We start from the raw sequence: 13,176 nt of genomic DNA, 5'->3' as shown, positions 1-13,176 counted from the left end.
TCTGTCCTGCCGGACATCTCCCCCACAAGGAGGGAGATCGGCTCGTGGCCTGCTCCCACCCAAGCAACGAGCGTGGAGCGAGCGGCTGCGCCCAGCCAATCTCCCCACCTGTGGGGGAGATGCCCGGCAGGGCAGAGGGGGGCGCCACGCAACGCAATGCCAACTGGAAAAGGGATCAGCGATGGCGACGATCGCTTCAGCAGAGACAAACGAGACGACCGAGCGGGTGCGCAGCCCGGGCTTTCGGCTGGCGCCGTGGGCTGCCTCCTATCTCCAGGCGACGCCGCTGATCCTGATCCTCGGCTTCTTCTTCATTCTGCCGATTTTGATGATCGCTGTCGTCAGCTTCTGGGATTACGACTTCGCCGGTCTCTATCCCGATTTCCTGACGATGAACTACGCCGAGACGCTCGGCTCGTGGGTGACGTGGAAGACCTATCTGAACACGCTGAAATTCACCGTCATCGTCTGGGCGCTCACCGTCTTCATCGGTTTCTGGGTCGCCTATTTCCTCGCCTTTCACATCCGCCGCACGTCGACGCAGATGATCCTGTTTCTGGTCTGCACCGTGCCGTTCATGACCTCGAACATCATCCGCATGATCTCCTGGATCCCGGTGCTCGGCCGCAATGGCCTGGTCAATTCGGCGCTGATCAAGATGGGGATCATCCCGCAGCCGATCGAATGGCTGCTCTATTCCGATTTCGCCGTGGTGCTTGCCATGGTGCATCTCTACACGCTGTTCATGGTGACGCCGATCTTCAACACGCTGATGCGCATCGATCGCTCGCTGTTCGAGGCGGCGCGCGATGCCGGCGCCAGCGGCTGGCAGATCCTCTGGAACGTCGTCATTCCGCTCGCCAAGCCCGGCATCGCCATCGGTTCGATCTTCGTCGTCACGCTCGTCATGGCCGACTTTTCGACGGTGCAGGTCATGTCCGGCGGGCAGAGCGCCTCGGTGGCGCTGATGATGAAGAACCAGATGTCGCTGCTGCAATATCCGGCCGCTGCCGCCAATGCCGTCGTGCTTCTGATCGTCGTGTTGATGATGGTCGCGGCCATCCTGCGCGTCGTCGATATCCGCAAGGAGCTTTGAGATGAGCCACGAAAAGCGAACCCTCGAATTCTACGTGCTCGCCGCCTTCTTCCTCCTGTTCGTGCTGTTCCTCTACGGCCCGCTGTCGGCGATCCTGATCCTCTCCTTCCAGGGCCCGGATGGCGGCCTGACATTCCCGCTCAACGGGGTCTCGGTCCACTGGTTCTTCAACCTGTTCGAAAAGCAGGCGGTGGGCGATTTCGGGGCCTCGTTCCGCCGGTCCTTCTCGCTCGGCCTGATGGTCATGGTCGTCACCGTCGTGGTGTCGCTGCTCGCGGGTCTTGCCTTCCGCCGCCGCTTCCGTGGCGCGACCTTGCTGTTTTACGCGACGGTTGCCAGCCTTGTGGTGCCGTCGATCATCATTTCGCTCGGCATCGGCGTAGTGTTCCAGCAGGGCGGGCTGAAGCCGGCATGGTATTCGTCGGCCTTCGGCGCGCATCTGACATGGACGCTGCCGTTTGGTGTGCTGATCATGTTCGCCGTCTTCAACCGCTTCTCGCCGGCTTATGAAGAGGCGGCGCGCGATCTCGGGGCGACGTCGTGGCAGACCTTCGTGCATGTCGTGCTGCCGATGATCGCGCCCAGCCTGATCGGCGTCGGCCTGTTCGGCTTCACGCTCTCCTATGACGAGTTCGCCCGCACGCTGATGACCTCTGGCAGCTACAACACGCTGCCGCTCGAGATCTACGGGATGACGACCAACGTGACGACGCCGGTGCTTTATGCGCTCGGCACGGTGACGACGCTGTTTTCCTTCACCATCATTCTCGTTGCGCTCGGCATCATGATGATGCTGCGCGGGCGCCAGGCAAAGACAAGCTGATCTCATGCGCATTCTGATCGTCAATCCGAACACGACATCCAGCATGACCGAGAAGGCGGCGACCGCCGCACGGCTCGTTGCCGCGACCGGCACCGAGATCGTTGCCGCCACCTCGAGAATGGGGCCGGTGTCGATCGAGGGGCATTATGACGGCGCGCTCGCCATTCCCGGCCTGCTGATGGAGCTGAAGGAGCGGGCAGGGACCTATGACGCGGCCGTGATCGCCTGCTTCGATGATACGGGCCTGGAGGCGTGCCGCAGCTTCGCCGATGTGCCGGTGCTCGGGCTCTGCGAATCTGCCGTCGTTACCGCCGGTTTCCTGGCGCAGCGCTTCACCGTGGTGACGACGCTGGAGCGTTCGCGGGTGCTGATCGACAACCTCGTGCGCCGCTATGGCATGGGCGACCGGGCGAAGGTTCGCGCGTCTGACATTCCGGTGCTGGAACTCGAGGATGAGGCGTCGGGCGCGATCGGCAAGCTGCGCGCCGAGATCGAGCGGGCGCTCAATGAGGATGGCGCGGAGGCGATCGTGCTCGGCTGCGCGGGGATGACCGATCTGGCGCGCGAGCTGCAGGAGATCTACGGCGTGCCCGTGGTCGATGGCGTGGCGGCGGCCGTCAAGCAGGCCGAGGCGCTGGTGTCGCTGGGGCTGTCGACGAGCAAGCGCGGCTCCTATGCCGCGCCGCTTGCCAAGCCGTTTCTCGGCGAGATGAGCCGATTTGCACCCATGCAGACGGCAGGCTGAGGTCTGTCCCTGGGCCGTCGCCATGCATAGCGTATCACCACGATTCCGCTTTACTTTTTCGCTCTCCTGACGATGCTCAGCAAAAAGCATTCGAGGAGAGGAAACAGACATGACCATGCCGGACGACGACCTTGCGCGCATTGCCGAACAGGAGAAGGTGCTGAGCTTCGACAGTTTTGATCTGGCGACGGCGTGGCAGCTGGGCAAGCTGCTGCAGGAGTTGGGTTCGGAGCGTGGCCTGGGTATCGCGATCGATATCAACCTTCACTCGATGCCGGTCTTCTACGTGGCACTTCCCGGCGTGACGCCCGATAACGTCCAGTGGGTGCGCCGCAAGCGCAATCTGGTGCTGCGCTATTTCCGCAGCAGCTATGCCATCGGCCTCGACCTGAAGGCCAAGGGCAAGACCGTGGCCGATAACGGCCTGTCGGACGCCGACTATGCGCCGCACGGCGGTAGCTTCCCGATCAACGTCAAGGGCACCGGCTGCATCGGCTCGGTCACCGTCTCCGGCCTGCCGCAGCGCGACGACCACAATCTCGTCGTCGAGGCGCTGGCGCTGATGCTGGCCAAGGATCTCGACGCGCTGCGTCTGGCTTGATGCCGTTTGAACCGTTCCGGCCCGTCATGTCGGGCCGAATTGGTCTTACACCTTCTCGGCAACCCAGACGGTCGGGGCGCCGAGGATGCCGCCGGTGCGCATGGCGGAGCGGAGTTCCTCCAGCTGCATGAAGGCCTTCGCGGCCTCTGGTGTCGCGAATTCGTGGGTGACGGTGATGTCGTTGGGGTTGTCGGCGGATTGGAAGACCGCCTCTGCTATCACGCCGTTTGCCGCCTGCACCGAGCGGAAGCCGTCATACACCTTGCGCCAGGCCGTATAGTCCGAAACCTCATGCCGTACGAACACTGTCGTCATGTTCCGCTCCTGCGTTGCATTCACATGTTTCGTTGGGATGCCCAGGCGTCAGCCTACCACCGATGAGGGGTTCGCGCGCGTGGAAATCGGCTCGCGGGCATTGCGCATCGCACACCACTGAAATTGCATGTATGCTGGCGAGATCTCGATCAGGGAACAGGATCGATGACGCGTCGTTTGCGCATTCTTGCGGCGTTGCTCTCCCTGGCACTGATCAGCGCCGGGCCGGCCGATGACGGGCGGTGGTATGCGGGGGACTACTCGTTTTCCGACGAACTCGGCGGTTTCCGTATCCTGTCCATATCAGGCGCTGGCACGCGGGAGGATCCGATCGAGATCCGCGAGGCGTTCGACAGCCTCGCGCCGGTGACGCTGGTGATCCGCTTCGCCAAACCCGCGGAGCTGAAGACAACGGTGCCCGGCTCGTTTCATCTGCGTGTGGTGGCGGTGAACCGGAGCGGGCTGGCGTGGATCGGCTTCGGCTTCGAATTGCAGGAAATCCGCGGCAAGCCCAGCGATTTCTATGACGGGCTCTCCTTCGGGCAGGCCGATCCCAATCCGGCGCTGATCTCGTCCAGCCGTTTCCTGCATTTCGAAAGCCGCTTCGAGAGTTTCGATCGGCTGAATTTCGACGACGGGCATCTCGATCCAGGCGAGCAATCGAGGTTCGGCTTCTTCGTTTCCGATGTCACACCGGTCCCGGAGTTCTATCTGGTCGAGGAGCCGCGTATTCCGTCGTCATGAATGAAAACGGCGCCGTGGATGCGGCGCCGCCTTGTTTCACTGTCAGATCTTGCCGCCGGCTTCGGGGATCACCTTGGTCAGGCTGCCGGTGGCCGGGAAGAGGGGGATGAGGCAGGCCTGCAGGGCGTGGTAGATGTCGCCCTTGCCGGGGAAGATGGTGTGAGCGGGGACCATGTCTTCCGTCAGTTCCTCGTGCCAGCCGCCGTTTTTGTGGTCGATGAAGCGGCGCTCGATCACGTTCCAGATCTTGCGGTAGCTTTCCTCGTGGTAGTCGCTCGGCAGGTGTTCGTTGAGGTAGTGGGCCGCTGCCGCACCCTCGCAGGCGGGCCACCACATCTTCTGGCGCTTGTCCGGGCGGTCTTCCCAGTCGAGCGTATAGAAGAAGCTGCCGTTCTTGTCGTCCCAGCCGAGCGCCATTGCCTGCGAGAACAGGCCCTTGGCGGCATCCGGCAACCATTCCAGCGTCTTGCCGCCGAGCGCCCAGAGTTGCAGCAGCAGGCGCGCCCATTCCAGCGAGTGGCCGGGCGTGGTGCCGGCTGGGCGGAACATCTCGTTCGGATGATAGTAGTTCTTGTCGAGCGTCCAGTTCGTGTCGAAATGTTCGGCGACGCGCCAGTCGACGGAACCGGCCGCGCGACGGATGACGAGGTCGGCGATGCTTTCGGCTTTGGCGAGGTAGTCGCGGTTGCCGGTTGCCTCGAAGGCCGCCATCAGGGCTTCGGTCAGGTGCATGTTGGAGTTCTGGCCACGATAGGTGCCGCCGTCGAGCGGCTGCCAGTCGGCGGTGAATTCCTCGGCGATGGCGCCGTGCTTTTCTTCCCAGAAGCGGGTGTTCAGGACTTCGGTGATATCGGCGAGCATGCCGTCGGCGAGCGGGTGGCCGATGGTCTTGGCGGAGGAGGCGGCAAGCAGCACGAAGGCGTGGCCGTAGCCCTGCTTGTTGGTGTCAACAGGGCCGTCATTGTTCAGCGACCAGAAATAGCCGCCATTCTCTCGGTCCCGGTGGTGGTTCCAGATGTATTGCATGCCGTGGTCTACGACATCTGAAGCGCCAGGGCGGCCAAGCAGGGTGCCGATCGAGAAGCAATGGACGGCGCGGGCGGCGATATGGATGCCGCGCACCTGGCCGTCCGCGTCGAGCGGCTTGCCGGTGTCGTCGAGATCGTAGAACCCACCTTTGGGATTGATGGAATCATGCTGGAAGAAATCGAACAGGCCATTGGCCTGGGCGACGAGCCAGTCGCGGTGGTAGGTGCGCGTCGTCCAGTTGCCGAGCGCGGCGTCGCCGATTGCAGGTGCCATGATACTCCTCCGATTTCATACACAATGCTTTGAAATTGCCTATATAGGGGGCGTTCGAGTCTGTCATCCGCCGTGCGCCGGCAATGGCGAAATTGTCGCTGATATATTGACATAAAGATATCTTTATGTGATTTGGGCGGCTTGTCTTTATAATGACGTCAAGGAGTCCGCCCGTGTTCAACAATCTGTTTGGCCCCGAAGGGGAAAAGCGCGACGGCAGTGAAGTGTTTGCAGCGCTCAGGAAAGCCGCCAGCGAACGCATTCTCGTCCTTGACGGCGCCATGGGCACGCAGATCCAGGGGCTGGGTTTCGACGAGGATCATTTCCGCGGCGACCGCTTCATCGGCTGCGCCTGCCACCAGAAGGGCAATAACGACCTTCTCATTCTCTCGCAGCCGGATGCGATCGAGGAGATCCATTACAAATACGCCAAGGCCGGCGCCGATATTCTCGAGACCAACACCTTCTCCTCCACCCGCATCGCGCAGGCCGACTACGCGATGGAAGGCGAGGTGTATGCGCTGAACAAGGAAGGTGCCGAAGTCGTGCGCCGCGCCTGCATCCGTGCCGAGCGCGAGGATGGCCGCCGCCGTTTCGTGGCCGGCGCCATCGGCCCGACCAACCGCACAGCCTCGATCTCGCCTGATGTCAACAATCCGGGCTTCCGCGCCGTCACCTTCGACGACCTGCGCATCGCCTATGCCGAGCAGATCGACGGCCTCATCGATGGCGGCGCCGATATCATCCTGATCGAGACGATCTTCGACACGCTGAACGCAAAGGCTGCGATCTTTGCCTGCGAGGAGCGCTTCGAGGCGAAGGGCATCCGTCTGCCGGTCATGATCTCGGGCACGATCACCGACCTTTCCGGCCGCACGCTGTCGGGCCAGACGCCGTCGGCCTTCTGGAACTCGGTGCGCCACGCCAACCCCTTTACGATCGGCCTCAACTGCGCGCTCGGCGCCAACGCCATGCGTCCGCACCTGCAGGAACTGTCGGGCGTTGCCGATACCTTCATCTGCGCCTATCCGAATGCCGGCCTGCCCAACGAGTTCGGCCAGTATGACGAGACGCCCGAACTGATGGCGGCGCAGATCGACGAGTTCGCCCGCGAAGGCCTCGTCAACATCGTCGGCGGCTGCTGCGGCTCGACGCCTGAACATATCAAGGCGATTGCCGAGGTTGTCGCCAAGTACAAGCCGCGCCCGATCCCCGAGCACCGTCCGTTCATGTCGCTGTCGGGTCTCGAGCCCTTCGAGCTCACCAAGGACATCCCCTTCGTCAACGTTGGTGAGCGCACCAACGTCACGGGTTCGGCACGCTTCCGCAAGCTGATCACCAATGCCGATTACACGGCAGCACTCGATGTCGCGCGCGACCAGGTCGAAAACGGCGCGCAGATCATCGACATCAACATGGACGAAGGTCTGATCGATTCCGAAAAGGCGATGGTCGAGTTCCTGAACCTGATCGCCGCCGAGCCGGATATCGCTCGCGTGCCCGTCATGATCGACAGTTCCAAGTTCTCGATCATCGAATCCGGCCTGAAGCGCGTTCAGGGCAAGCCGATCGTCAACTCGATTTCGCTGAAAGAGGGCGAGGAGAACTTCCTTTCGCAGGCGAGGTTGCTGCATGCCTATGGTGCGGCTGTCGTCGTCATGGCCTTCGACGAGACCGGCCAGGCGGATACCTATGACCGCAAGGTCGAGATCTGCACGCGCGCCTACAAGCTCTTGACCGAAAAGGCGGGCTTCCCGCCCGAGGACATCATCTTCGACCCGAACGTTTTCGCGGTTGCCACCGGCATCGAAGAGCACAACAATTACGGCGTCGATTTCATCGAGGCGACGCGGACGATCCGCAAGACGATGCCGCTGGTGCATATTTCGGGCGGCGTTTCGAACCTCTCCTTCTCGTTCCGCGGCAACGAGCCGGTGCGTGAGGCGATGCATGCCGTGTTCCTCTACCACGCGATCCAGGCGGGCATGGATATGGGCATCGTCAATGCCGGTCAGCTGGCGGTCTACGACCAGATCGACGCCGAGCTGCGCGAGGCCTGCGAGGACGTGGTGCTGAACCGCCGCAGCGACGCCACCGAGCGGCTGCTCGAAGTGGCGGAGAAGTTCCGTGGCGGGGCTGCCCGCGAGGGACGTGTGCAGGATCTCTCCTGGCGCGAATGGTCGGTCGAGAAACGGCTTGAACATGCTCTGGTCAACGGCATCACCGAATATATCGATGCCGATACGGAAGAGGCGCGCCTTGCCGCGGCCCGTCCGCTCCACGTCATCGAAGGCCCTCTGATGGCCGGCATGAATGTGGTCGGCGATCTCTTCGGCTCGGGCAAGATGTTCCTGCCGCAGGTCGTCAAGTCGGCGCGCGTGATGAAGCAGGCCGTGGCCGTGCTCCTTCCCTACATGGAAGAGGAGAAGCGGCTGAACGGTGGTGACGACCGCAAGTCGGCCGGCAAGATCCTGATGGCGACCGTCAAGGGCGACGTCCACGATATCGGCAAGAACATCGTCGGCGTCGTGCTTGCCTGCAACAATTACGAGATCATCGACCTCGGCGTCATGGTGCCGGCGACGAAGATCCTGGAGACGGCGGTGGCCGAGAAGGTCGACGTAATCGGCCTGTCGGGCCTGATCACGCCGTCGCTCGACGAGATGGTGCACGTGGCGGCCGAAATGGAGCGCCAGGGTCTGGACCTGCCGCTCCTGATCGGCGGCGCCACGACCAGCCGCGTCCATACCGCGGTGAAGATCCATCCCGGCTATAACAAGGGCCAGACGGTCTACGTCACCGACGCCAGCCGCGCGGTCGGCGTGGTTTCGTCGCTGCTCTCGCCGGAGAACCGCGACGGCTATATCACCGATATCCGCGCCGAATACGCCAAGGTTGCCGCGGCCCATGCCCGCAGCGAGGCCGAGAAGGTGCGCCTGCCTCTGGCGCGTGCCCGCGAGAACGCGCAGAAGGTCGATTGGGCCGCTTACGCGCCCGCCAAGCCGAGCTTCCTCGGAACCAAGGTGTTCGAGGATTACGATCTGGCGACGCTCGCCGAATACATCGACTGGACGCCGTTCTTCCAGACCTGGGAGCTGAAGGGTCGCTATCCTGCCATTCTCGAGGATGAGAAGCAGGGCGAGGCGGCACGTGCGCTCTGGGCGGATGCGCAGGGGATGCTGAAGAAGATCATCGACGAGAAGTGGTTCCGTCCGCGCGCCGTCATCGGCTTCTGGCCGGCCGGCACCGTCGGCGATGATATCCGCCTGTTTGCGGACGATAGCCGCAAGGAAGAACTCGCGACCTTCTACACGCTGCGCCAGCAGCTTTCGAAGCGCGACGGCCGGCCGAATGTGGCGCTGTCGGACTTCGTGGCGCCTGTCGACAGCGGCGTACAGGATTATGTCGGCGGCTTCGTCGTTACCGCCGGTATCGAGGAAGTGGCGATTGCCGAACGCTTCGAACGCGCCAACGACGATTACTCGTCGATCCTCGTCAAGGCGCTGGCCGACCGCTTCGCGGAAGCGTTTGCCGAGCGCATGCACGAAGAGGTGCGCCGCGAATATTGGGGCTATGCCAAGGGCGAGGCGTTCAGCAAGGAGCAGCTGATCACCGAGGAATATGCCGGTATCCGCCCGGCGCCCGGCTATCCGGCGCAGCCCGATCATACCGAGAAGAAGACGCTGTTCGCGCTTCTCGATGCCGAAAACGCCGCCGGCGTGAAGCTCACCGAGAGCTACGCCATGTGGCCGGGTTCGTCCGTTTCGGGCATCTATATCGGCCACCCCGACGCCTACTACTTCGGCGTTGCCAAGGTGGAGCGGGATCAGGTCGAGGATTATGCCGGCCGCAAGGGCATGGAGATCTCCGAGGTCGAGCGCTGGCTCGGGCCGGTGCTCAACTACGTGCCGTCCAAGCCGCGCGACGAAGTGGAAGACGCGGCCTGATCGGGCGCGTCTTCAGGCACTGATTCAATTGCCGAAGAAAATGATTCAGGATCATCGGCCAAGGGCTTGATCCTGAATCGGAAATTGCCGTTTCGTCGGTGTGATGTCAGGTCGTGAGTTCGACCAGGATCGCTGTCGTGTCGTCGCTCTGCTTGAAGCGCGGATAGCGCAGGCCCTCAGGATCGGTCTCGCGCTCGAAGCGGCGGAGTTCCTCGATCATCGGGGCGAGGCCCTTGTCGAGTGCCGCGCGCACCAGGCTTGCGGCGTCATAGGCTTCGTAGAGCACGACCAGATCGGCGAAGCCGTCGCTGCAGATGATGGCGTGGGCGCGGCCCTTGATCTTCAATTCTTCCGACACGAGATGATCGGCCGATTCAGGCACGAGACCCAAGGTCCAGATGCCGCCCGCGGTGTTCTGGCTCTCACGGTGGCGGCGCAGAGCCGCGAGCGTTTCCGCATTGCCGAGCGCGCCGCCATCCCTAGTGATGCCGCCGGTGCGGGCGATATGGCTTTGCGCATGGGCCTGCTCCCTGGCATAGGCGTCGGGAAGGGCCATGTGAAAGCTGACCGATCCATCTTCCTGCAAGAGGAAGACGCAGGAATCGCCGAGGCCGTAGAAGGTCAGGCGGTCGTCGGTGGCGTGGATCATCGAAAAGGCGGATAGCGGCCAGGCGTAGCGTGGGGCGTCGGGGTTGCCGCCGAGGAATGTAGCCCTGGCATCCTGTGACACGGCGCGCGCGACGTCGGAGACCGGCGTCTCACGCGTGATCTGTTGCCTGAAACCATCCGCGAAGCGTGCGGCGACCCAAGCGGCGTCGCTGCCGGATGCGTCCATGTATTGGCGGTCGCCAAGGCCGGTCGCGCCATCGATCACGAAGGCGCAGGCCTCGTTATATCCGAAGCGGTCGTCGTTCGGCTTGGCCGGATTTCCCGGTACGGAGCGCGCGTCGAGGATCTTGATCTGAGGTGCCGGCATCGTTCTTCAGTTCCTCATCATGGGAGCCAGTGGAAGGCCGAGCAGGTCGGCCGTCGCGGATGTGGTGACGTCTCGGTCAGCCGAGAACCGGGCGCATGAAGCTGCGCTCATAGCTGATGATGCTGCGGTTGCGCTTGTCCAGATCGAATGCCGCTTGGCACTCGGGATCGACGGCCATGCGCGTGCGGTAGTCTTCGTATGCGGCAAGGCTCGGGAAAGAGAACAAGGCGACCGCGATGTTGTTGGCGCCTTCCGAGGGGAGGAAATAGCCGTGATGGTTGCCGCCCATGCGGTTGACGATGGGGATCCAGAGCCTGGCGTATTCCTCGAATTCGGCGACCTTATAGGGGTCGATGACATAACGCAGATGGCAAGTAATCATTGAAATATCTCTCATTGATCGAGCCGGCTGAAATGCCTGCCGGCCCGCTATTGGCTTATTGTGCTGTTGTCAGGCGCCGGCTGCAAGCCGCTGGTTGAGTTCCTCGATGCCCACATCGGCTTCCACCGTGTCGCCCTTGACGAGCAGGTAGACGCCGAGCGCGAAGGCAAGGGCTGCGATGAACAGCAGGTAATAGGCATGCGCCATCGGGTTCAGCGGCAGCAAGGAGGCGACCGCCAGCGGCGTCAGTCCGCCGAAGATGGCGTAGGAGACGTTGTAGGAGAAGGAGAGGCCGGTGAAGCGGACGCGGGCCGGGAAGGCGCGGACCATCACGTAAGGCACCGCGCCGACGAGGCCGACGGAGAGGCCCATGATCGCATACAGCACGAAGAGCACGGTCAGCGAGGTCGCGGCGTAGGTGTAGAAGGCGAAGGTGGCCGCGCCGAAGAAGATGCTGGCGACGATGAAGAAACGCCCGGAGCCGACGCGATCGACGATCGCACCCGCGGCCGCCGTGCTGAAGATCAGGAACAGCGTGCCGAAGCTGGTCGCGGCCAGCGATTGCTGCGCGGTGTAGCCGTAGAGCTTCTGCAGGAAGGTCGCGGTCATCAGCGTGGTGACGACGATGGCGGCCGAGAGAATCCAGGTAAGCAGCATGGAGATGACGACGCCGCGCGGATAGTCGCGCAGCACCGCCTTCAGCGGCAGTTCGCGCATCAGCGAGCGGCTCTGCTTCATTTCGGCGAAGATCGGCGTCTCCTGCAGCCAGCGGCGGAGATAGACTGCAACGAGACCGAAGATGCCGCCGAGGAAGAAGGGGATGCGCCAGGCGTAGGCCGCGACATCCTCGGGCGTGAAGGCCGAGTTGATGATGGTGGCGATGAAGGAGCCGAGCAGGATGCCGAGCGACAGACCCGATGTCAGGAAACCGCAGGCAAAGCCGACGCGGCGGAAGGGAACGTGTTCGGCCACGAAGGTCCAAGCGCCGGGCACCTCGCCACCGATGGCCGCACCCTGCAGGACGCGCATCAGGATCAGGAGGATCGGTGCCGCGATGCCGATCGTGGCATAGGTCGGCATGGCGGCCATGCCGAGCGTCGACAGCGCCATCAGCATGATCGAGAAGGCAAAGACGCGCTTGCGGCCGAACATGTCGCCGAAATGGGCGAGCACGATGCCGCCGATCGGGCGCACCAGATAGCCGGCGGCGAAGATGCCGAAGGTCTGGATCGTCACGAGCCAGTCGGGCATGTCGGGCGGGAAGAACAGGTGGCCGATCACGCTGGCGAAGAAGACGAAGATGATGAAATCATAGAACTCCAGCGCGCCGCCGAGGGCGGAGAGGCCGAGCGTCTTGAAATCCTGGGCGGTGAGGCGGCGAGGGGCGGCTGCGGGCGTCGTGGTGGGGGACATGATGCGGGCTTCTTGCGGTATGACTTCGGTTGTGCCGTCGTCGCGCAATGAGTTGGGGATTTCAAGCGTTTTCTGGTGTTTTCGCGTCATGTTGCGGCGTCGGCGCGCCCGCTGTGGCAAAGCCGCAAACGGAAAAGGCGCCGCCATGGGCGACGCCTTTAAAATCGGAAAGTCCGGTGATCAATCCCGGATAACCAGCAGATCCGCCGCCATGAAGCGCAGGGTCACTGTTTCGCCGGTCGCCGGCGGCTTGACGCCGGGGCTGTTGAACATGTCGAAGGAGATGACGTTGCCGCCGACGTTCATGCGGGTGCGGATGACGGAACCGAGGAAGTGGGCGGAGACGACTTCGCCTGTGAGCTTCGTGTCGCTCGGGGTGCTTTCGGCAAGCGATCCGGCTTCCGGGCGCAGCGCCAGTGAGACGGTGTCGCCGGCCTTGTAGGTGGAGATGTTTTCGCGGAGCGTCACGCCCTGGTCGCCGATCTGGATGCGGTTGACCGAGGGGTCGACGACCTTGGCCTCGATGATGTTCAACGTGCCGACGAAGGATGCGACGAAGCGCGTGGCCGGCGTGTTGTAGATCTCGAAGGGGGTGCCGATCTGGTCGGCGCGGCCGCCGTTCATGACGACGATGCGGTCGGAGATCGACAGCGCCTCTTCCTGGTCGTGGGTCACGAAGATGGTGGTGATGCCCAGTGACTGCTGAATCTGGCGGATTTCCTCGCGCAGCGAGACGCGGATCTTGGCGTCGAGAGCAGAGAGCGGCTCGTCGAGCAGCAGCACCTGCGGCTTGGCGGCGAGGGCGCGGGCGAGCGCCACGCGCTGCTGCTGG

12 protein-coding genes are annotated in these 13,176 nt (G+C 63.1%); 6 read left to right on the top strand and 6 right to left on the bottom strand.

Annotated elements, in window-relative coordinates:
• Positions 1-181 precede the first annotated feature (181 nt).
• The 4 genes from B3605_RS05105 to B3605_RS05090 all read left to right on the top strand — a co-directional run bounded on the left by B3605_RS05105 (position 182) and on the right by B3605_RS05090 (position 3,265).
• Complete coding sequence (locus B3605_RS05105) at positions 182-1,096, top strand: ABC transporter permease (protein ID WP_112944338.1); 915 nt, start codon at positions 182-184, stop codon at positions 1,094-1,096.
• 1 nt (position 1,097) lies between these two features.
• A complete protein-coding gene (locus B3605_RS05100; RefSeq protein ID WP_037178927.1) occupies positions 1,098-1,919 on the top strand; it encodes an ABC transporter permease in 822 nt (273 codons plus the stop codon).
• A gap of 4 nt (positions 1,920-1,923) precedes the next feature.
• A complete protein-coding gene (locus tag B3605_RS05095; RefSeq protein ID WP_112944337.1) occupies positions 1,924-2,664 on the top strand; it encodes an aspartate/glutamate racemase family protein in 741 nt (246 codons plus the stop codon).
• Between the two features lie 109 nt (positions 2,665-2,773).
• Positions 2,774-3,265, top strand: coding sequence for a heme-degrading domain-containing protein (locus tag B3605_RS05090; RefSeq protein WP_112427286.1), 492 nt, complete (start codon positions 2,774-2,776; stop codon positions 3,263-3,265).
• Between the two features lie 45 nt (positions 3,266-3,310).
• On the opposite strand, the gene B3605_RS05085 is transcribed toward B3605_RS05090, so the two are convergent.
• Positions 3,311-3,580: an antibiotic biosynthesis monooxygenase gene (locus B3605_RS05085; protein ID WP_112944336.1), complete on the bottom strand. Its 270-nt coding sequence runs from the start codon at positions 3,578-3,580 to the stop codon at positions 3,311-3,313.
• A 165-nt stretch (positions 3,581-3,745) separates the two neighbouring features.
• Between B3605_RS05085 and B3605_RS05080 the strand changes: the two genes are divergently transcribed.
• Entirely contained in the window at positions 3,746-4,324 is a 579-nt protein-coding gene (locus B3605_RS05080) for a hypothetical protein (protein ID WP_296432745.1), read from the top strand.
• Positions 4,325-4,366: 42 nt separating this feature from the next.
• Here B3605_RS05080 and B3605_RS05075 read toward each other — a convergent pair whose 3' ends face one another.
• A complete protein-coding gene (locus tag B3605_RS05075) occupies positions 4,367-5,626 on the bottom strand; it encodes an AGE family epimerase/isomerase (RefSeq protein ID WP_112944335.1) in 1,260 nt (419 codons plus the stop codon).
• Between the two features lie 173 nt (positions 5,627-5,799).
• Here B3605_RS05075 and metH point away from each other — a divergent pair, with 173 nt between their 5' ends.
• Positions 5,800-9,573 carry a methionine synthase gene (metH, locus tag B3605_RS05070; RefSeq protein WP_112944334.1) on the top strand — a complete coding sequence of 1,258 codons (3,774 nt, stop codon included), beginning with the start codon at positions 5,800-5,802 and terminating at the stop codon, positions 9,571-9,573.
• A 106-nt stretch (positions 9,574-9,679) separates the two neighbouring features.
• Here metH and B3605_RS05065 read toward each other — a convergent pair whose 3' ends face one another.
• The 4 genes from B3605_RS05065 to B3605_RS05050 form a co-directional block, all read right to left on the bottom strand.
• Positions 9,680-10,549: a hypothetical protein gene (locus B3605_RS05065; protein ID WP_112944333.1), complete on the bottom strand. Its 870-nt coding sequence runs from the start codon at positions 10,547-10,549 to the stop codon at positions 9,680-9,682.
• A 76-nt stretch (positions 10,550-10,625) separates the two neighbouring features.
• Positions 10,626-10,931 carry an NIPSNAP family protein gene (locus tag B3605_RS05060; RefSeq protein WP_047505879.1) on the bottom strand — a complete coding sequence of 102 codons (306 nt, stop codon included), beginning with the start codon at positions 10,929-10,931 and terminating at the stop codon, positions 10,626-10,628.
• Positions 10,932-11,000: 69 nt separating this feature from the next.
• A complete protein-coding gene (locus B3605_RS05055; RefSeq protein WP_112944390.1) occupies positions 11,001-12,344 on the bottom strand; it encodes an MFS transporter in 1,344 nt (447 codons plus the stop codon).
• 180 nt (positions 12,345-12,524) lie between these two features.
• Positions 12,525-13,176: ABC transporter ATP-binding protein (locus B3605_RS05050; RefSeq protein WP_296432738.1), on the bottom strand; the 652-nt coding region annotated here is incomplete at its 5' end.

Source organism: Rhizobium sp. UBA1881, assembly GCF_002338015.1.
GTDB lineage: Bacteria > Pseudomonadota > Alphaproteobacteria > Rhizobiales > Rhizobiaceae > Rhizobium.
This window is presented reverse-complemented; position numbering and strand designations above follow the sequence as displayed.

Excerpts from the sequence above, each read along its gene's own strand:
- B3605_RS05105 (WP_112944338.1), top strand. The coding sequence starts at position 182 with ATGGCGACGATCGCTTCAGCAGAGACAAACGAGACGACCGAGCGGGTG.
- B3605_RS05100 (WP_037178927.1), top strand. The coding sequence starts at position 1,098 with ATGAGCCACGAAAAGCGAACCCTCGAATTCTACGTGCTCGCCGCCTTC.
- B3605_RS05095 (WP_112944337.1), top strand. The coding sequence starts at position 1,924 with ATGCGCATTCTGATCGTCAATCCGAACACGACATCCAGCATGACCGAG.
- B3605_RS05090 (WP_112427286.1), top strand. The coding sequence starts at position 2,774 with ATGACCATGCCGGACGACGACCTTGCGCGCATTGCCGAACAGGAGAAG.
- B3605_RS05085 (WP_112944336.1), bottom strand. The coding sequence starts at position 3,580 with ATGACGACAGTGTTCGTACGGCATGAGGTTTCGGACTATACGGCCTGG.
- B3605_RS05080 (WP_296432745.1), top strand. The coding sequence starts at position 3,746 with ATGACGCGTCGTTTGCGCATTCTTGCGGCGTTGCTCTCCCTGGCACTG.
- B3605_RS05075 (WP_112944335.1), bottom strand. The coding sequence starts at position 5,626 with ATGGCACCTGCAATCGGCGACGCCGCGCTCGGCAACTGGACGACGCGC.
- B3605_RS05065 (WP_112944333.1), bottom strand. The coding sequence starts at position 10,549 with ATGCCGGCACCTCAGATCAAGATCCTCGACGCGCGCTCCGTACCGGGA.
- B3605_RS05060 (WP_047505879.1), bottom strand. The coding sequence starts at position 10,931 with ATGATTACTTGCCATCTGCGTTATGTCATCGACCCCTATAAGGTCGCC.
- B3605_RS05055 (WP_112944390.1), bottom strand. The coding sequence starts at position 12,344 with ATGTCCCCCACCACGACGCCCGCAGCCGCCCCTCGCCGCCTCACCGCC.